We start from the raw sequence: 19,062 nt of genomic DNA, 5'->3' as shown, positions 1-19,062 counted from the left end.
CGACACACCTTTCGCTTAAATGAACTGAAATGGATCAGTATTTAATTTGGATTGATAAATATCGATTTTCCAATCATTCTCATTATTCCACTTTTTGAATTTATCTGTCAACTTTGGTTTGCAAATAGACTCAATGTGATGTCCTGCATCAACCACTGTTAAGCCTGCAGCAATCATATCATGACCGGTATGGTATGAGATATCACCTGTGACGTATGCATCTGCCTTATGTAGTAAAGCAGCGTTAAAGAACCGACCACCACTACCACCAAGAACTGCTACACGTTTAACTGGCTTTTGGTTGTCTGCTGCTATTAAACGTAAGCCACGTAAATTTAATACTTTCTTGCAATATTCTGCAAATTCCATAGCTGTTAAACTATCTTTTAACTCTCCTACGCGGCCCATAGAATATTTTTCGTTTGAAACAGGATCTACCTTAGTAGGTAGTAAGAATTCTGTATTTTCTAATCCTAATTGTTCAGCTAACCAATCATTCATTCCACCATTAGCATTATCCAAGTTTGTATGCGCACCATACACTGTAATATCGTGTTTGATTAACTTAGCATACATCGCGTTTTGTGGAACATCTAAATCAAACTTCTTAACTGGAACGAACATTGCAGGATGATGTGCAAAAATAAAATCAACATTATTTTCAATAGCTTCATCGACAGTTTCAGGTCTTACATCTAAAGTCACCATCATTTTATGTACATCATTATGTAAAGAACCTAATTGCAAGCCAATTGGATCGCCATCTTCAGCGATTCTTTTAGGCGCAAATTCTTCAAATTTATTTACAATATCTATAACTTTAGTCATTTAATACACCTTCTATTAGTTTTACTTGTTCGTCTAGATATTCTAACTTAGCAACTGGCTTTTCCTTGGCTTTTTCCAGCTGAACTCTAACTGTTTCAATCTTATCCAATTCTTTTTGCCATTTATGCTTAAAGACTTCGTTCTTTTCTTTCATTAAGTAAGGCCCAAATTCTAATTCTTTAGCTGTCAACTCGGCCTTTGCATCAACAAATTCCGCTACGATAATTTCATAGATATGTCTGTCTTCTTCTAAAACATCTTCGGCAATTATTTGATAGTTGTTAGCTATTAACCATTCTCTGACATTTTTCTCACCTACATTAGGTTGTAAAACTAAACGAGGATGATTAGCTAACTTAGCCTTTCCTTCTTCTAGAATCTGACAAATTAACGGACCACCCATACCACAGATTGTAACTACGTTAATCTCATCTGAAAGTTCAACTGCAGCTAGTCCATCAGCCAAACGAACATCTACTATCTCTTGTAAGTTTTCTTTTTTAATTTCATTTTGAGCATTTTGAAAAGGTCCCTTAACAACTTCACCAGCAATTCCAAAGTTAATTTTACCTTTTAATGCTAGATATGCTGGTAAATAAGCATGATCAGAACCGATGTCCGCTAATCTACTATCTACAGGGACATATTCTGCCACTTTTTGTAAACGATATGATAATTTATTTCCGTCCATACGATACCCCTTAATCTAAATTCTATATATTAAGTATACCGGCTTTAAAAAGATATATCTATACTTACTGATATTTTCTTGCTTTTTACAACAAAAAAAGACTTGGCAGTTGAATTGCCAAATCTTCTGAATTTATTCTGTTACTTCATTTTCAAGAATTTCATTCTTTTTCATAAACTTAGGTGATGTTTCTGGTGCCCATACTAAGCAAATCATACTTCCTATAAATAGGACTAGAGCACATACTAACATCGCTAATTGAGAGCCACCCATATCAGTTAAAATAGGTAATAAGAATGTACCACATGCAGCTCCAATTCGACTGATAGCTATACAGATACCCATCCCTGTTGCACGAACCTTAACATCAAATAACTCTGAAGGATATGGATAATCCAATACCAATGATGAAGATAAGATCACAGAAAACAGAGAAAAGATACCTAATTTAGCCCACATTGATATATCTAAGAATACCATTGCAGCTAAAGCAATCGCTGAACTTAAAAAGCTGACAACTAAAAATGAGCGACGACTAATTTTGTTAAAAATCCAAATCCCAATAACTACACCAATTAACATACTTCCGTTATAAAGAATACCTGACATATCGGCATTAGTAACTCCCATACTCTTTAGCAAGATTGGTAAGAAAATACTTATACCAAAAAATGAGAATGCCTGACTAGCATAGAATAATCCACCAACTAATGTTTGACGACGATAGTTCTTACTAAAAAGATGTAGCCATGAAATGTTTTTAACTTTAATGGATAGAAGTCTTTCTGATAATCCCCATTTACTTCCTAAATTACGTTGAATTACTTTTTGAGCTTTAGCATTTTTACCACGACTTGCTAACCAACTTGGAGAAGCTGGAATCTTTGCAAATGAGCGGAATACAGCAGCTATTAATCCAAAAATAAATGATGAGGCAAAACTATACTTCCAACCTTGAGAAAATCCACCTAAATAAGAACCTATCAAGTACGCTAAAATGAAACCTATTGACCAGTAAATTAATAATCTACTTTGCTTTTTACCACTTTCACCAGTTGGTAACCATTCAATTAACAACGCATTGCCCACTGTATAATCAATAGCCATCATTAATCCTAAACCTAATCGCAAAAGAAAAATTAAAAATAAATTTGTTACAAATAGGTGTGCTAACGATAGGATTGTAAAAATGTACATGTTCAACATCAAAAGCCCTTTTCTTCCGACTTTATCAGCTAAACGTCCCATAAAAATACTACCGAATAACCCAATAAGACCACCAGCACCGATCAAACCAGTCCAAAAGTTAGTCAATGGTAAATATGATCCTGCTTGATCTAAAGCAATACCACTTATTCCAAGTGCATATCCACAAGCAATCTGTCCTAACAAGATTGAAATGTAGACACGCCAGTGAACATCTGAAAATGGTGCCTTCTTGTAATCCTTTTTACTTTGTAATTCTTTTTTGATATATTTCATAAATTAAATATAAGACATAGTGTACGAGTATGTCTTTCCGATTCCTCCTTGTTTCTTTAGATGTAAATTTAACATCTAAAGTTACAGCTGTTTTTATTTTACTCGAGCAATTCTGTATATCTACCGTATCATGATTTCTAAAACTATTGCAAATTTCTAGCATTATTTTTAATTTTATAAAATAAGTTTCTATATACAATATTGTCTTTACATAAGATAAATTACGTAATTATTAAGAAAACATTAAGATATATAGTTAGGTTTTGCTTAAATAAAAATTATTCATATCTAATGTATATTATTGGATAACTTGTAAGCGTGTAATTTATATAAAGAAGAGAAGCACTTTTACATACCTCTCTTGAAAAATTATTTAAAGTACTTTTCAAAATATTTTTTAAGTATCGACTATTACTCATTAAATGAAAGTTTATAGCACATAGTAAAGATATCCTAGTAGATGTTCCTTAATAGTTAGTATGACAAAATCCCCACCAAATATCAGTACCATTATCCCACCTATCAGAATAATTGCGATAAAACATGACAATTCATTGAGTAGGATGATCGAAATTATTGAATAAGGAGTCAATCCATTCTCTTCTTTAGATTTTTCTACAAAATCTTTGTAGCATAAATAAAATGAAAGGCCCAACAACTCAGCTATAAGTAAAGCCACAATACATGCTTTTATTATTATAAAATTCACTACTATCATCCTGACTTTTTTACTCAATCATAGCATACCTTGATAAAAATTTCTCACAATCATTTTAGCCACCTATTTTTTATCAATAAAAAAGGCAAGACTTCATAAAAATCCTGCCTAAATCATTATTTAATTAATCTTCTTTACGCTTACCTAAAGCACTTAAACCTAACAAGGAGCCTAGTCCAACTAAGATAGCACCAACAGTTGTGTTGTTGTTTTGCTTATCTCCAGTTTGTGGTAAAGCCTTAGCGTTTTCTTGCTTAACTGTATTTGCCATTCTGCGTGTAGTTGAAGTTTGAGTTAATGTTCCAACTAACTTACTTTGAGCGTCAAATACTTGGTTTCCTTTAACGGTGTAGCCAACCATGATATGACCTTTTTCATCAACAACTTTACCGTTTACTGTTTGAGCAAAGTATGTGTGTTCAGCCTTAGCTTGTGCTTGAGCCTTAGCTTGTTCTTCAGCATCTTTTACAGCTTGTTCTGCTGCCAAGTAGTCGTTGTAAGCTTTCATTGCCTTGTCGTAAGTAGCTTGAGCTTGGTTCTTATCATCATTTGCTTGAACTAGAGCTTCATTTGCTACATCAGCATTTGCTTGACTTTCTGCTAATGCTTTTTTAGCTTCATCTAATTTAGCTTGTGCAGAAGTTAAGTCTGCTTGTGCTTTTTGAACATCAGCTTTAGCTTGTGCTAAACGTTCTGGTAAGTTTTGTAGGTCAACTAAAGCTTGCTTAGCATTAGCTAAGTTTGTTTGTGCTTGAGTTAAGTCTGCTTGTAATTTAGCTAAAGTTTGCTTATCGCTGTCTAACTTAGATTGTGCAGAAGTTGCTACAGCTTTAGCTTCATCTAAGGCTTTTTGCTTAGTTGCAAGATCTGCTTTAGTTTGATCTAAAGTAGCTTGACGTTGACTTCTTGTTTCAGCTAAGTTTTGTAAAGCAACTACTAAATCAGATGATTTCTTGTTGTCATCAGCTAATTTTTGATTTGCTTTAGTTAAAGCATTCTGTGCTTGAACTCGTTGTGGCTTATATGCTTGTAAGTTCAACAAGTTAGCTTGTAACTTAGCTAAAGCACTTTGAGCATTAGCTAAATCTTGGTTAGTTTTATCAGCTTTAGCTTGTGCTTGAGCTGTAACTTGCTTAGCTTCATCTAAGGCTTTTTGCTTAGTTGCAAGGTCTGCTTTGGCATCGGCTAAAGCTTGAACCTTAGCTTTGATTGCATCATTTAAGTTGTTTAATTGTGCTTGCAAATCATCACGAGTCTTAGTATCTTGAGCTAACTTAGTATTAGCGTTATCTAAGGTACTTTGTGCTTGTGGTGTTTGAGCCTTATATGCCTTTAAGTTATTTAGTTCAGATGTTAAAGTATTAACCTTATTTTGAGCTGTTGCCAAAGCATTAGCTGTAGTATCAGCCTTAGCTTTTGCTTGAGTTGTAGCTTGCTTAGCTTCATTCAAGGCTGTTTGCTTAGCTGAAAGTTCATTTGTAGCTTGTTTTAGCTGTTGTGTATAATTTTGTGTGCCAGTGTTAATGCTGGAAGTATATGCAAAAACGTCTGACTTAGAGTTCATTTCAGGGTAATCTATAGTTACAGGGCCACTAGGACTAGCAACTTGGTAATGATATTCATCAGTCACTGGAATGATTTCGTAGAAAACACCTAGATACTTTTGGGTGCTATTTTTATCAATAGCAACTCCTGTTCCCATATATAAAGTTTTAATTGGAATATGAACATCGTTGTTATTGATATCTTTTGTTTTTAAATCAATATTACTCATTAAAAAGTTAACAGCATGTCCGTAAGCATCGTAATCTTCTACATTATCAGTAAATAACATATAGGTAATATCTTCATAGATGTTATCTTTGATTACTGCCATATTAACATAATTTTCATTATCGTAATCAGTATAATAATCTTCGTTGCCTTTAGTGCTACCTAAAGAAGATGTTTTACCATAGTAATCACTTGATTTATTTTCAGCAAAACTATCTAAACCATATTTTTGAGCGACAGGATTTAAGATACTTTTTCTATCATGACCACCCATGATTCCATCTTTAGCTCCGTACATATCAGCGACTTCTTTACCGATTGCCATGCTGGATTCATTCAAAGTAATCTTAGATAAGCCTAATTGTTCACGCACTTGGTTGATTAAACCTACGGCGAACTTGTTGATTTCTAGTTGTTGTTCTGGAGTAATGTTCTTTAAATCAACAGTTTCAGCAATGTCTTTAGCATTTGCTTTATATTCATTGATTGTCATACCATTCTTACCAACAGTGTTGTAGAAGTTTTCAGAAAAGCTTGTGTCACCCTTCTTAGCGTTGGCATAAGCTTGCTTAACCTTATCTACAGTGTAACCACTAGGTACTACGATAGTATTTACGCTACCCATTTGAGATTTGATGTCGTTGATTTCTTTTTGCTTTGCATCAAGGTCAGCTTGCACACTTGCTTGATTGTTTTTAGCAGAAGTTAAGTTTGCTTGAGCATCTTGGTTAGTCTTAACCGCATTAGCTAAAGTATTTTGAGCATTAGTTAATTCAGCTTGCTTGTCAGAAACTTGCTTAGCATTGTTAGCATCGTTAGCTTTAGCTTGATCTAGTGCTTTTTGTGCATTTGAGATAGCTTGATTATCGTTTGTAACAGCACTATTAGCTTGATTTAACTTGTTACTTAAATCAGTGGCATTAGTCTTATCAACTTCACTTTGAGCATTAGCAACAGTTTGCTTTTGCTTGTCAACGCTTGTTTGAGCTTGTGCTTGATTTGACTTAGCTTGATCTAATGCTTTTTGTGCTGTATCTAAGCTTTGTTTATTATCATTTACAACCTTAGTTTGATCTGTAATTTGAGCTTGTGTTTTTGATAAAGCATCAGCATTTGCTTGATCGTTAGCTTTAGCTTGGTCTAATGCTTTTTGTGCATCTGAGATAGCTTGAGTATCTTCTTTAATTGTCTTGTTAGTAGCATCAAGTTCTTTTTGTAAAGCGTCTGGATTAGCATTATCTAAGTCAGCTTGAACTTTATCTACATTAGCATTAGCTTCATTTACGTCACTTTGAGCTTTGTCTACGTTAGCATTAGCTTCGTTTACAGCTTGAGTGTCGTTATTAACGATTTGTGTTTGATCATTTACCTTGCTTTGAGCATCGTTAACTGCATTTTGTGCATTGTCAACGTTTGTTTCAGCGTTAGCTAAATTGTCATCGTAATTTTCATTTTGTTTATTTAAATTATCTAAGTTTTGACTAGCTTGATTTTGTTTATCAGTAGCTTGGTTAACTGCATTTTGTGCATCATTAACTTGAGCTTGATTATTAGCTAGGTCATTGTTAGCTTTATCAGCTTGACTTTGTGCTTGTGCTTGAGTTTGATTAGCACTATCCAAAGCTTGTTTAGTTGTATCTACATTGTTTTGTAACTGTTGTTTAGGTGTTACAGTTGTTTGAACTTTATCATTATTTTCTGTAGTTGGATTGTTTGTTACACTATCGGCCTTAGCGTTAACTGTTAATGCTGTAGCAGAAACAACTGCTGTGGCTGTAGCAATAGTTTTGATTGTCTTTTTCATTTTCTCTCACCCTGAATTAAATTTTTATTACTAACTACAAATTAATTCTACCTCCCTCGCTATATTTCCGTCAATATTTTTTGATATTTAAAAATATTGATAGCAATGGGTTTTGAACAAATAAAAAACTACCAGAATTGGATCTGATAGTTTGAAAATAATAATTAAGATTTCAATATTGACTTCTAGACATTATCAGCCTTTTTCTCTTGTTCTTGAGTAACAAATTCAGCTAACGCTTCTTTAGCTTCCTTATTTTGAGTTATTTTCGTTTCATAATCAGCTTGTGTTTTGTCATAATCTTTTTGTGCATCTACTTGATTTTTTTGAGCTTGGGTCAATTTAGTTTGAGCCTCAGTTAATACTTTTTTAGTATCAGCTAGCTCCTCATCATCGCCCACATAATTTCCAAACTGATCTTGTAACTCCTTCAATTTAGCCTGTTTATCTTGCACTGTTGCCTGAATCTTAATCAATTCCTTATTAGCCTTATCTAAAACCTTTTTGGCATGCGCTTTAACCTTTTTCTGTTCCGCTAATTCAGTTTGTGCTTTCTTCAAAGCCTCTTGTTTTGTAGATATTTCTTGTTTTGCTTTATCGTAATCGGCCTGTTTAGTTTTAATATCTACCTCTAATTTCGCTATGTTTTCCTTAGCTTTTTGTTCATTCTTTTGATCTTTAGCTAATTTAGTTTGTACCTTATCTAAGTCTTCTTTTGCTTGTGCTACTTTTTCTTTAAGTGATGTTAGTTTCTTTTTAGAAGTTTTAAAAACTTTTTTGGCACTAGTTTGCTTCTCTTCAGCATTTGCTAGTTCCTTTTTTAACTTGCTTTTATCTTCCTTAGCGCTAGCTAGAATAGCTTTCTTTACCTGGTAATTAACTTTAGCATCATTCAAAGCTTTATCTGCTTTATCATAGTCGGCTTGCTTTGCTGTTAAATCAGTATTCAAGCTATCCAATTCTTTTTGTGCATTTTTAGCTACTTCTTGATTAACAGTTACCTTGATTTGAGTATTAGCCAAAGCTTTATTTGTTTTATCTAAGTTACGCTTTGCTGTACCTAGGTCTTTTTTCTTATCATCTAAGATTTTTTTAGCTTGTTGTTTGGTTGATTTAGTACTAACTAATATACTTTGCGTATCATTAGTAGCAGTAACTGTTTTAAGTGCCATTTGTTTAGGTTGTAAATCAACATATAAACTAGTTAATTGTACTCGTAAATTAGATGTATCATCTGATGTAGTTTCACTCTTATTTTCTTGAACTTCATTTACATCAGAAGTTTCCCCAGCACTTACCATGCTAGTTGAATCATGAGTCTGATTTTCTTTAGACATACTTATATTAGCTTGGGTAAGTTGCTTATTATTAGCTACTTTTGAAGTCTCAACTTCGGTTACATTGTTACTATCAGTTGAAAGCACCTCAGCTTGAACACTTTGACTCCTAGCACTTGTCAAAATAATTCCAGCTAATATTGCCGCTGCAAAAATTTCTTTTCTCAAATTTTCCACTCCATTAAATACTTTTTTACTGCTATTCACAAGCTAATTTTACCTTTTCCTTTACATTTACGTCAATATTTTTCCATATTTTAATTATTCTTTGACCAAATAAAAAATCCTCTTAGTTCTCTAACTAATAGGATTATTAACTATTCTTCTTTACTAATTTCATAATAGATTTTCTCTTTTTAGCTATAGCTTTTTCTACTTCATCTGCTGGCAGTTCCATCACCGGTTCAAATTCATATTTGACCACTAAGTTTCTCCCTTCAAAGTGATAGCCTAATATTGCTTTAATTTGAACCCAAATTCCAGTCTCTTGATCGTAGATATATTCACCAACAACTGATATTTTTCTAAATTCTTCTGGTTCATAGGTTATTTCAGCTTGTGTTGTTATATAATCAGCAGACAAATCAGGTGTCCGATATTGCTGCCCTAAACAATCACTCATCGTCATTAGTTCCCCATTTTCACGATTGATCATCACGCGAACAGCCAAAACATTCAAAATAATAAACATTGATCCACGATAGTTAACAACATCCCCAACCTTAACCACTTCGTTTTTCTTTTTTCTTAATCTAATTTTTTCAATCAATTTAACTCCACCTTTGTAGATGAAAAGCTCTGGTGATGTACCAACCAGAGCCTTTACGTAGTTGAGGTATATGGGATGATTTGGTGCACCAATTATCTTCCCAGTTTCTATTATATCACATAAAAAAAGAGCTGAGAACGAACATCTAGCTCTTTTATAAATTATTTTCAAATTTATTCGAATGATTGATTAGTATAAACCACTAATTTTTCCATTTTCATCAACATCCATGCCATCTGCAGCCGGAACTTTAGGTAAACCTGGCATAGTTAAGATATTTCCTGTTAATGCTACAAGGAATTGTGCGCCTAATTTTGGTACAAATTCACGTACATGAATCTTGAATCCTTTTGGAGCACCTAAAACTTTAGCATTGTCAGACAATGAATATTGTGTCTTAGCCATACATACAGGTAGGTGGTTCCAACCTAATTTTTCAAATTGTCTTAATTGACGCTTAGCTTTAGCACTGAATTCAACACCATCGCCACCGTAAATTTCAGTAACAATCTTGTTGATCTTTTCTTCAACAGAATCATCGCTATTGTAAAGTCTTGTAAATTCTTGATCATTATCACAAGATTCAATAACAGCTTTAGCTAATTCTGTAGCACCTTCTCCACCTTTAGCCCAAACATCAGCAACAATTGCTTTAGTATCATTTTGTTCACAAAGTTCAACAATCTTAGCTAATTCAGCATCAGTATCTTGAGTGAATTTATTAATTGCCACTACAACAGGAACATTGTAACGTTTCATACTTTGGATATGTTTTTTCAAGTTTGCAAAACCTTGTTCAACTGCAGCAACATTTTCTTCATCTAAATTATCCTTAGCTACTCCACCATTCATCTTCAAAGCACGAGCAGTTGCCACAATTACGATTGTATCAGGTGTTTTTCCTAACACTGGAGTTTTAATATCAAGGAATTTTTCAGCACCTAAGTCAGCACCGAATCCTGCTTCTGTAATTGTGTAATCAGCTAAATTCAAAGCTGTTTGAGTAGCAAGAACACTATTACATCCATGTGCAATATTAGCAAATGGTCCACCATGCACGATTGCAGGAGTATGTGCTAGTGTTTGAACCAAGTTTGGCTTGCAAGCATCCTTTAATAACAATGTAATAGCACCTGTAACCCCGAGTTGATCTACAGTTACTGGTTCTTTATCAAAATTATATCCTATAACAATTTGACCGATACGTTTCTTTAAATCAGAAATATCTTTAGAAAGACATAGAATAGCCATTAATTCTGAAGCTACAGTGATATCGAATCCATCTTCTCTTGGAATACCTTGAGTAGCTCCACCTAAGCCGATTACTACATGACGTAATGCACGATCATTAATATCTAATACACGTTTCCAAATAACACGTCTTTGATCGATATTTAATTTATTTCCTTGGTAAATATGATTGTCAATCAAAGCTGCTAAAGTATTATTAGCAGTTGTTAATGCATGCATATCCCCTGTAAAATGAAGGTTTATATCTTCCATTGGAACGACTTGAGAATATCCACCACCAGTAGCTCCACCTTTCATTCCCATAACAGGTCCTAATGATGGTTCACGTAAAGCAATCATTACCTTTTTGTTTAATAAACTAAATGCATCGCCCAAACCAACTGTTACAGTAGATTTACCTTCACCCGCTGGAGTAGGGTTAATTGCAGTAACTAAAACCAACTTTCTTTTTGTTTGTTCACGTGTAGAAAGAGGTAAGCTGATTTTTGCTTTATACTTACCGTATTGTTCTATTTCATCAGCAGTTAATCCCACCTTTTGAGCAACTTCAGTTATTGGTAACATTTCACTTTTTTGTGCTATTTCAATATCTTTCAATTTCTGATTCCTCCTTCAAATAATAATTAAAGTATATACTATAATTAAGATTTTGTCATTGGTTTTTGCTAAAATATATTTTTTAACAAATGAAAATAGGTATATAACGAATTATATACCTATTTAGTCATATTATTATACGCGTTTTCTGCAACCTCCTTTGAAACTATTAATCTGTAATCTCGATACTTGGTTTTGATAAACAAGCCATATTTTCTTATTTCAATCTCTTTAATATCTACTTTCTTTATTTTAAAGTTATTAAAAGGTATCACCGCCCTAAAGCTGAGCTCTGTATCACTTAATTCTACCTTTCGTAAAAGCACTTGTATTAACGCTACTAATACAAATATAATAAAAGTAATAACAGTCCAAATTTGAAAGACTGTAATTTCTAACCATAGTAATAAAGAAAATAACAAAATCATTAATGTAAATGACCAACAAGATATTGATACAGGAATATCTGGTTGATAAAAATATTTCTTATTCATAAAACACACCTCGAGGATTGATAATAATGTTAAAAATATATACAGACGCTGCTACAAACCAAAAGAATCATACTTTCGCTGCAGGAATCTTAATTGTTAAGAACCAGCAACAAACTCAATTAAAATATGAAATTTCTGCCACTGATAACCACGAAGCAGAATTTATTGCCGCTATTCATGGTTTTAACTATCTTATTGAAAATTTTCCAGATGAAGATCTAGTCTTTTTCTATTCTGACAGCAAGATTTTAATTGATAGTCTTGAAAAACAATATAGTAAAAGTTATTCTCAAACTCTAACAGATCTATTGGCACTTCAAGAAAATTTTCCAATTGTCATAAATAACTGGATTTCTGATAAAGAAAATGCTGGTGCTCATACACTTGCTATTCAAGCTTTACATGAGCATTAATTTCTTATCTTCTTTCCCCAATATTGGAAGAAATCTGTACGTAAGGAACCATTGTATAATTTTCTACGTTTAGTAGCTTTTGTTCCATAAAATTGTTCAAATTGTAAGTCACTTGTCAAAATGTACTTACTCCAAGATGTTAATGGTTGGTATAGCTTACCCATTTGTTGATATAGTTGGTGTACATGCTCTTTATCACTCAAACGCTCACCATATGGCGGATTAGCTACAATAACACCATTGATCTTATCTGTTTTGAAGTCTTTTACTGCCATTTGTTTGAAGTTAACTATATCTTGGACTCCAGCCTGAACAGCATTTTCTTTAGCAATTTCAATCATACTTCCATCAATATCATATCCAGATATATCTAAATCAATATCTTTCTTGATTGCTGCTTGTGCTTGTTCTCTTGCTTGTTTAATAATGTCTTTATCAACCCAATCCCAGTTTTCAAAGGCAAAATTACGTTTCAAACCAGGTGCAATATTGCATCCAATCAAAGCAGCTTCAATTGGAATTGTTCCAGAACCACATACTGGATCTACAAATGGCATTTCAGGATACCAGCGAGCTAATAGAACTAATGCAGCTGCCATATTTTCTTTTAGAGGGGCTCCACCTTTATTTACTCTGTATCCACGTTTAAATAAACTGCTACCGGTAGTATCCAATGTAATTAAGACCTTATCCTTATTAATAGCAACTTCAATTGGATACAATGCCCCTGTTTCAGGTAACTTAGTTCTTCTATGATAGACAGTATTCATTTTAGTAACAATTGCTTTTTTAGTTATTGCTTGAACACTTGGTACATTATGTAAAGTAGATTTTTGAGACTTACCAGCTACTGGAAATTCAGCATCTAAAGGTAGAAAATCTTCCCAGTTTAAACTTTCAACACCTTGGAATAGCTCTTCAAAAGTTTTAGCTGTAAATTCGCCAACTACAATCTTTATTCTATCTGCTGTTCTTAACCATAGATTTGTTTTAGCTATATCAGCTACATCGCCATCAAATCTAACTCGACCATTTTCAACATTCACTTTATAACCTAAATGCTTTAGTTCGTTACCAACGATACTTTCTATACCTGCAGCACATGTTGCAATTAATTTAAAGTTCATAATTTATTCCTTTCAATTTACATTTATCTAAAATAAAAAAGCTAGGATAGAAGTTACCTAATATCCTAGCCACCCTGATATGTAAATCTCTATAAGCCACGTTCTGTACGTCATCTAATTCAGGAAAATTAGAATCGGTGGTAATCATCTATCTCCGAGTTAAAAACTCGCCCCCATGATTAGTTCATTTCCGTCATGAAGCGCCCCTACCAAAGTTTGGGTTACCTGCTCGCAGGGTTTACCGCGTTCCACTAATACAGTTTCCTATATTACTTCGTCACTGTGGCACTTTTCAAGACTACTCAAGCATAGCCGAAACCTTAGCTCTTTTGTCTGCCGTCACTACTAAAAGCAGTGCCTTGCCTTATTTTTTCAGCAAGTACGATCACTACAGGCATCTCAGCCTGTGCAAGCTTGGACTTTCCTCAGCCTATATACATAGACCGCGATTACCAGAAATTTACATATATAAATTATTAATTAAAATCGATTTCCACGATTTACATCATCGTTAAGCTGTGCACCAAAAACATGTCGTTCCAAATTGGATAGGCGTTTAAGAATATCCATATTTGTAGATGCATTAGAAGCAGGTCTAGCAGTTGTTCCTGTTTTACCTACTGCAACTTGCTTAGTTAATTCGTCTACCTTTTTCAATAAACGATCATTTTCCATTTGTAAACGTTGATTTTCTTTTGCATAAGTTTCATAATCTTGAATAACATCATCCAAGAACTCATCAACTTCAATTGAATCGTACCCACGCATTTTTTGTTTAAAATGTTTATTAACAATGTCTTTAGGTGTAAGATTTACATTTTCCATTAAAATGCACCTCATCTACTTAGTAAACTCAACTCATAACAGTTTTTATCATACCATACATTAATAAAAATGCAACCACTTTTCAGTTGATTGCACTTTATTTTACATAAATTTTAGAATTAATAACCTTTTTCAAATGTTGTATTATTTGCAACTTGGTTAATTGAATCCTTATTACCTTGTTGTTGTGCCTTTTGCATTACATCGTTTGCATTAACACTGTCCCAAGGAGTATCACCAAAGCCACCAACTTTTAAGTTGTTTCCATCTGCACTATAAGCAAATAGCAACTTACCGTCAGTACCACTTACAGCGTTATAATTACCCATATTATGAACAGTTAATGAATTAGCATCATTACCCATATAGTAAGCAGCCAAAGCAGCAATTTGAGCAGGTGTTAGTTGTTCATTTACTTCTTGTACCTTTTGGCTAGATTCTGTTGCTACACTTGGAGCTACTGCATTTTCTGCAACATTAGTATTACCAGTAGCAACACTACTGCTTTCTTTTGCCACAGAACTATTTGCACTTGCAACTTGGCTAGTAGCAGTTTGAACATTTGAATTTGTATTTACGTTATTGTTATTATTGCTGTCTACAGAAGAACTTTCTGCTACTACACTACTTTCATCAACTGCTTTAGCAGTAATTTTCTTTTCTTTTTTGCTAGTAGAACTACTCTTAACTTCTGTTTTTACGTTACTTGAATGACTAGTTGTATTAGGAGCACTACTTGTATTACTACATCCCACTAATACCATTGCACTTAACATTGTGATACCTAAATAAATTACTTTTTTCATAGCTCATCCCTCGATTCTGTATATTACGATTGTTAATAATTGGATAAATTCTAATAAATATCTTACAAGTATATTGTAACTCATTTATCTACATAATGAAACCTTTTTGTAATATTTATTTTATAAAAGTAATGTAAACCCTTTAATATTACAGTAATTAAAAGATCGATTAGCGTTAATTATATTAATTACACTAATCGATCTTTATTTTACAAGTTAAATAGTTTCTGACTAAGTTCTAATTCTCCCTTAGTATTTCTGGAATTTTCAAACTTCACAGAACCCTTTTCTGTCTTATCACTTAGTAAGTTACTCTTTTCCAATAAATGCTTAGTTTCTCTAGCTGCACCTTCTCCACCATCAACAATAAATGTATCATCGCCCATAATCTTTTGAATTACCTTTTTGGCAAATGGAAAATGTGTGCAGCCAAGCACAATGGAATCTGAATCTTTATAAGGACTTAATAATTTTTGTAAATATGTTTCTAATTCAGGAGAATCCACATCACCTGATTCAATAAACTCTACTAAATCTGGTGCAGGAATTTTTCGAATATCTGCCTTTGTAACATATTTATTCATCAAGTCATTAAATTTCTTTTCTTTTAATGTTAGTGGTGTTGCCATAACACCTACTTTAGAATCTTTTTTATGTTCTACTGCTGGCTTTAGAGCTGGCTCTAGTCCAACGATAATTAAATCCGGATATGCTGCTCTCAATTCCTTAATTGCCGCACTCGTAGCAGTATTACATGCCACAACAATTGCTTTACAATTATATGATAGCAAATGCTCTACTTTCTCAAATGATAATTTTTGGACTTCTTCTACCGTCTTAATACCATAAGGTGCATTAGCAGAATCACCAAAGAATATATAATCTTCATTCGGCATTATTTTAACTAATTCACGTAATACCGAAATTCCTCCCATACCAGAGTCAAAAACTCCAATAGGGGCATCTTTTTTATTAGTCATTATTAACTACCTTCCTAGAAAAAAGTTCTAGTTAATTTTAGCACACTCTGGCTAAATTACATAGATGTATTACTTTCTAGATTTAACGTAATCTTTTATTCTTTTAACGGCTTCCACTAAATTTTCCATACTTGCAGCATAGCTCATTCTTACATATCCTTCTCCACCTGGTCCAAAAGATACACCTGGAATAAGTGCTACTTTAGCTTCTTTAGCCAAATCTCTAACAAAATCCCATGAGTTTTGAGGACAGTTAGCTGGAATTTTAGCAAAAATATAAAATGCTCCATCTGGGCTTGCAATTTCAAAGCCTACTTCTTGTAATTCTTCTATAATGAAATCTCTACGTTTCAAATATTCTTCCTTCATAGGCACTGCATCATCATAACCATTTGTAACAGCTTCTAATGCTGCATATTGTGCATTAGTAGTAGGTGCTGTTACCATATATTGATGAGATTTTACTACTTGATCAATAAAATCTTGAGGTCCCAAGATGAAACCAATTCTCCAGCCTGTCATCGCATGAGACTTGGATAATCCACTAATTAAAATTACATTATCAGGGATTATTTCAGCTAAAGAAACGTGTTTGCCTGTATATGTTAATTCAGCATAAATTTCATCGCTTAATACCCAAATATCATTTTCTTTAATTACTTCTGCTAGTTCTTCTAACTGTTCTCTATTGTATGTAACACCTGTTGGATTAGAAGGATAGTTCAAAACAAGGCATTTAATATTTTTGTCCTTATTATCTGCAATAACCTTGCGTAATTTATCGGCAGTCAAGACAAAATTATCTTCACTTGTATCCATTAAAATATAATTACCATGATTTAAATTACTAATTGGTAAATATAGTGGAAAAATAGGTGTTGGTACTAACACAGTATCATCTGGATTTAAAATAGCTTGTAAACTTGCATTAATAGCTTCAGTTGCGCCAACTGTAGTAACAACTTGTGTCCCACTGTAATTCAAATTATATTTTTCATTAAAATACTTAGCTGTTTCTTCTCTTAATTCCATAAAACCAGCATTAGGAGTATAGTGAGATTTATTATCCTCAATTGCCTTAATTGCAGCTTTTTTTACATGTTCAGGCGTATTAAAATCTGGTTCTCCTAATGTTAACTTAATAATTCCCGGAATTCCACTTACATCTGAATCAAATTGACGGATATCTGATACAGCAATTTTCTCAACTTCTCTATTAAAACTTCTTGACAATTAAATCACCTAACTTTATAGAATTATTAGAAAAATTATACCATAATTACAAACTATTTTTAATTAGCAACTATGATTTCTGTTTTATCTGTAAACATTGCTCTTTGTTCTGGAGTAAGAGCCTTATCTGTAATAAACATTGAAATCTTGTCTAGTGGGCAAATTCTGTAATAAGACTTATTTACAAATTTTTGATGTTCAGCAACTAAAATTACTTTTCTAGCTCTACTTACTGCCAAACCAACAATCTCTGCATCGCCTTGATCTAACAAATAAGCACCATTTTTATCAATACCAGATGCTGCAATAAATGCTGTATCAAATGCAATATCATGCAATTCTTGCATTGCAAGATTAGAATAGAAATATCTATTTTCGTGATTTAAAGTACCACTCAAAACCTTAACTGTTACCTTACTGTTCTCAGCCAATGCAATACAATTGTCTAAAGAGTGAGTTACAATGGCTACTGGCATATTAATACTTTGACATGTCCTTAATAAAATAGTAGATGAATCTACAAAGTATACATGATGTGGCTTAAAATATTTTCCTGCTTCCATTGCGATTTTTGTTTTAGATTTAGTAAAACGTGATAATCTACTTTGGTAATTAGGCACACTGCGTCCAAAATCTAGAGGTAAAATTCCCCCATGAGTTCGTTTAACTTCTCCCTTTTTAGTCAGTAACACTATATCTCGTCTAGCTGTATCTTGTGAAACCCCAAATTCGGTCATGATGTCTCTAGTTGAGAGTTCTTGTCTTTCTTCTAAAAGTTGTTTTATCAACTCTATTCTTTTTTCTTGGCTCAACTTCATCGCTCCATTCAATTTATTTCAATATAATTATAACTCTATATTTAAGTAATTTAAACCCTTACAATAAGGATATATCTTTATTTGCAATTAATTTATTTTAATAAAAAATACCTTATAGCTATTAGCTCTCTAACCAATAACTACAAGGTACTTTAAAAAATATATTTTATCTAATTTAATTAAAATGCAGCTTCCAATGGAGGAACAACTTGTTTCTTACGTGAAACTACGCCTGGTAAGTCCATCTTGTCGTCTTCCAACTTCTTATCGAATGCTTTTTCAACTACATCTTTAGGTTCACCTACTACTAATAAACGTGTATTTGAATCTAAAATATTTGTTACCATTAATAAGAATAAGTCGTAGCCTTCTTCTGCATTTTGCTTTTCAATTGCTGCACGCAAAGCAGCTTCTCTAGCAAATACTTCATCTAAGTCAACTGTGTTAACTTGGTCTACACGTACTGTCTTACCACCCATTTCAAATGACTTAGCATCTGCAGAAATTAATTCTTCTTCTGTTTTACTTGAAAGGTTTGTTCCAGCTTTTAACATTTCCAAACCATATTCTTCATAGTTTACACCTGCAATTTCAGCTAATTCTTTCACAGCAGCAACATCTTCATCAGTTGTTGTTGGTGATTTTAATAATAATGTATCAGAAATGATAGCTGATAACATTAAACCAGCTAATTTAGCAGGAACTTCTACATTATTTGCTTTGAATTCTTTGTAAATTACAGTACTTGAGCATCCCAATGGTTCTGCATGGTAGTACAATGGTGCAGCTGTTTCAAAGTTTGCAATACGGTGATGATCTATAACGTGTGTTACAGTTAATTCTTTAATATCATCAACACTTTGTTGTGCTTCGTTATGATCAACTAACATTACAGCTTCTACTTCATTTTTTGCTGTTGTAATTACACGTGGATATTCTTCCTTGAAGTAATCCAACACAAATTTTGTTTCTTCATTAGGTGTGCCTAAAGCAACTGCTTCAGTATCAGCACCTAATTTATTTTGTAAATATGAGTATGCTTTAGCTGCTACAATAGCATCTGTATCTGGATTCTTGTGTCCAAAAACTAATTCTTTCATGAATAAAGAACTCCTT

Annotated in this window: 17 protein-coding genes and 1 other RNA gene; 1 reads left to right on the top strand and 17 read right to left on the bottom strand. The window is 33.1% G+C overall.

What is annotated here, in order from left to right:
• Nucleotides 1–15: 15 nt before the first annotated feature.
• The 9 genes from PTA89_RS04585 to PTA89_RS04545 all read right to left on the bottom strand — a co-directional run bounded on the left by PTA89_RS04585 (nucleotide 16) and on the right by PTA89_RS04545 (nucleotide 11,744).
• Nucleotides 16–828, bottom strand: a complete 813-nt coding sequence (locus PTA89_RS04585; protein ID WP_049163518.1) for a Nif3-like dinuclear metal center hexameric protein — start codon at nucleotides 826–828, stop codon at nucleotides 16–18.
• Complete coding sequence (locus PTA89_RS04580) at nucleotides 821–1,519, bottom strand: tRNA (adenine(22)-N(1))-methyltransferase (protein WP_003706254.1); 699 nt, start codon at nucleotides 1,517–1,519, stop codon at nucleotides 821–823. Before PTA89_RS04580 ends, PTA89_RS04585 begins: the two co-directional genes overlap by 8 nt.
• A gap of 132 nt (nucleotides 1,520–1,651) precedes the next feature.
• Nucleotides 1,652–3,001, bottom strand: a complete 1,350-nt coding sequence (locus PTA89_RS04575; protein ID WP_324177000.1) for an MFS transporter — start codon at nucleotides 2,999–3,001, stop codon at nucleotides 1,652–1,654.
• A gap of 430 nt (nucleotides 3,002–3,431) precedes the next feature.
• The gene (locus PTA89_RS04570; RefSeq protein ID WP_324176999.1) at nucleotides 3,432–3,680 is read right to left on the bottom strand and encodes a hypothetical protein; all 249 of its coding nucleotides are present in this window, start codon (nucleotides 3,678–3,680) and stop codon (nucleotides 3,432–3,434) included.
• 163 nt (nucleotides 3,681–3,843) lie between these two features.
• The gene (locus PTA89_RS04565; RefSeq protein WP_324176998.1) at nucleotides 3,844–7,296 is read right to left on the bottom strand and encodes an SEC10/PgrA surface exclusion domain-containing protein; all 3,453 of its coding nucleotides are present in this window, start codon (nucleotides 7,294–7,296) and stop codon (nucleotides 3,844–3,846) included.
• Between the two features lie 185 nt (nucleotides 7,297–7,481).
• Nucleotides 7,482–8,810: a hypothetical protein gene (locus PTA89_RS04560; RefSeq protein WP_324177460.1), complete on the bottom strand. Its 1,329-nt coding sequence runs from the start codon at nucleotides 8,808–8,810 to the stop codon at nucleotides 7,482–7,484.
• A gap of 136 nt (nucleotides 8,811–8,946) precedes the next feature.
• Nucleotides 8,947–9,402 (bottom strand): hypothetical protein, encoded by a 456-nt coding sequence (locus PTA89_RS04555; protein WP_069469303.1) that lies wholly within the window; start codon nucleotides 9,400–9,402, stop codon nucleotides 8,947–8,949.
• Nucleotides 9,403–9,591: 189 nt separating this feature from the next.
• Nucleotides 9,592–11,250 (bottom strand): formate--tetrahydrofolate ligase, encoded by a 1,659-nt coding sequence (locus PTA89_RS04550; protein ID WP_324177452.1) that lies wholly within the window; start codon nucleotides 11,248–11,250, stop codon nucleotides 9,592–9,594.
• A 119-nt stretch (nucleotides 11,251–11,369) separates the two neighbouring features.
• A complete protein-coding gene (locus PTA89_RS04545; protein WP_034982496.1) occupies nucleotides 11,370–11,744 on the bottom strand; it encodes an EbsA family protein in 375 nt (124 codons plus the stop codon).
• 26 nt (nucleotides 11,745–11,770) lie between these two features.
• Between PTA89_RS04545 and PTA89_RS04540 the strand changes: the two genes are divergently transcribed.
• The gene (locus PTA89_RS04540) at nucleotides 11,771–12,157 is read left to right on the top strand and encodes an RNase H family protein (protein WP_034982495.1); all 387 of its coding nucleotides are present in this window, start codon (nucleotides 11,771–11,773) and stop codon (nucleotides 12,155–12,157) included.
• On the opposite strand, the gene PTA89_RS04535 is transcribed toward PTA89_RS04540, so the two are convergent.
• The 8 genes from PTA89_RS04535 to PTA89_RS04500 all read right to left on the bottom strand — a co-directional run bounded on the left by PTA89_RS04535 (nucleotide 12,154) and on the right by PTA89_RS04500 (nucleotide 19,046).
• Nucleotides 12,154–13,284: a THUMP domain-containing class I SAM-dependent RNA methyltransferase gene (locus PTA89_RS04535; protein ID WP_324177451.1), complete on the bottom strand. Its 1,131-nt coding sequence runs from the start codon at nucleotides 13,282–13,284 to the stop codon at nucleotides 12,154–12,156. The two genes, PTA89_RS04540 and PTA89_RS04535, sit on opposite strands and share 4 nt — an antisense overlap.
• 87 nt (nucleotides 13,285–13,371) lie before the next feature.
• Nucleotides 13,372–13,745, bottom strand: an RNA gene (gene rnpB / locus PTA89_RS04530) — RNase P RNA component class B.
• Nucleotides 13,746–13,764: 19 nt separating this feature from the next.
• A complete protein-coding gene (gpsB, locus tag PTA89_RS04525) occupies nucleotides 13,765–14,109 on the bottom strand; it encodes a cell division regulator GpsB (protein WP_003700172.1) in 345 nt (114 codons plus the stop codon).
• Between the two features lie 119 nt (nucleotides 14,110–14,228).
• Nucleotides 14,229–14,915 (bottom strand): hypothetical protein, encoded by a 687-nt coding sequence (locus tag PTA89_RS04520; RefSeq protein ID WP_014568385.1) that lies wholly within the window; start codon nucleotides 14,913–14,915, stop codon nucleotides 14,229–14,231.
• A 209-nt stretch (nucleotides 14,916–15,124) separates the two neighbouring features.
• The gene (murI, locus tag PTA89_RS04515; RefSeq protein ID WP_003700169.1) at nucleotides 15,125–15,895 is read right to left on the bottom strand and encodes a glutamate racemase; all 771 of its coding nucleotides are present in this window, start codon (nucleotides 15,893–15,895) and stop codon (nucleotides 15,125–15,127) included.
• 69 nt (nucleotides 15,896–15,964) lie between these two features.
• Nucleotides 15,965–17,128 carry a pyridoxal phosphate-dependent aminotransferase gene (locus PTA89_RS04510; RefSeq protein ID WP_324177450.1) on the bottom strand — a complete coding sequence of 388 codons (1,164 nt, stop codon included), beginning with the start codon at nucleotides 17,126–17,128 and terminating at the stop codon, nucleotides 15,965–15,967.
• 59 nt (nucleotides 17,129–17,187) lie between these two features.
• A complete protein-coding gene (locus tag PTA89_RS04505; protein WP_081536879.1) occupies nucleotides 17,188–17,940 on the bottom strand; it encodes a DeoR/GlpR family DNA-binding transcription regulator in 753 nt (250 codons plus the stop codon).
• A 185-nt stretch (nucleotides 17,941–18,125) separates the two neighbouring features.
• Nucleotides 18,126–19,046 (bottom strand): manganese-dependent inorganic pyrophosphatase, encoded by a 921-nt coding sequence (locus tag PTA89_RS04500; RefSeq protein WP_047035607.1) that lies wholly within the window; start codon nucleotides 19,044–19,046, stop codon nucleotides 18,126–18,128.
• Between the last annotated feature and the right edge of the window lie 16 nt (nucleotides 19,047–19,062).

It is taken from the genome of Ligilactobacillus salivarius, from assembly GCF_035231985.1.
GTDB classification, from domain to species: Bacteria; Bacillota; Bacilli; order Lactobacillales; family Lactobacillaceae; genus Ligilactobacillus; species Ligilactobacillus salivarius.
The sequence above is the reverse complement of the archived record's forward strand: the minus strand, read 5'-3'. Positions and strand labels throughout refer to the sequence as shown.

Bases quoted from the DNA above. Each gene is read 5' to 3' on its own strand.
- murI (WP_003700169.1), bottom strand. From the start codon at position 15,895: ATGACTAATAAAAAAGATGCCCCTATTGGAGTTTTTGACTCTGGTATG.
- PTA89_RS04565 (WP_324176998.1), bottom strand. From the start codon at position 7,296: ATGAAAAAGACAATCAAAACTATTGCTACAGCCACAGCAGTTGTTTCT.
- PTA89_RS04585 (WP_049163518.1), bottom strand. From the start codon at position 828: ATGACTAAAGTTATAGATATTGTAAATAAATTTGAAGAATTTGCGCCT.
- PTA89_RS04535 (WP_324177451.1), bottom strand. From the start codon at position 13,284: ATGAACTTTAAATTAATTGCAACATGTGCTGCAGGTATAGAAAGTATC.
- gpsB (WP_003700172.1), bottom strand. From the start codon at position 14,109: ATGGAAAATGTAAATCTTACACCTAAAGACATTGTTAATAAACATTTT.
- PTA89_RS04500 (WP_047035607.1), bottom strand. From the start codon at position 19,046: ATGAAAGAATTAGTTTTTGGACACAAGAATCCAGATACAGATGCTATT.
- PTA89_RS04580 (WP_003706254.1), bottom strand. From the start codon at position 1,519: ATGGACGGAAATAAATTATCATATCGTTTACAAAAAGTGGCAGAATAT.
- PTA89_RS04520 (WP_014568385.1), bottom strand. From the start codon at position 14,915: ATGAAAAAAGTAATTTATTTAGGTATCACAATGTTAAGTGCAATGGTA.
- PTA89_RS04545 (WP_034982496.1), bottom strand. From the start codon at position 11,744: ATGAATAAGAAATATTTTTATCAACCAGATATTCCTGTATCAATATCT.
- PTA89_RS04540 (WP_034982495.1), top strand. From the start codon at position 11,771: ATGTTAAAAATATATACAGACGCTGCTACAAACCAAAAGAATCATACT.
- PTA89_RS04575 (WP_324177000.1), bottom strand. From the start codon at position 3,001: ATGAAATATATCAAAAAAGAATTACAAAGTAAAAAGGATTACAAGAAG.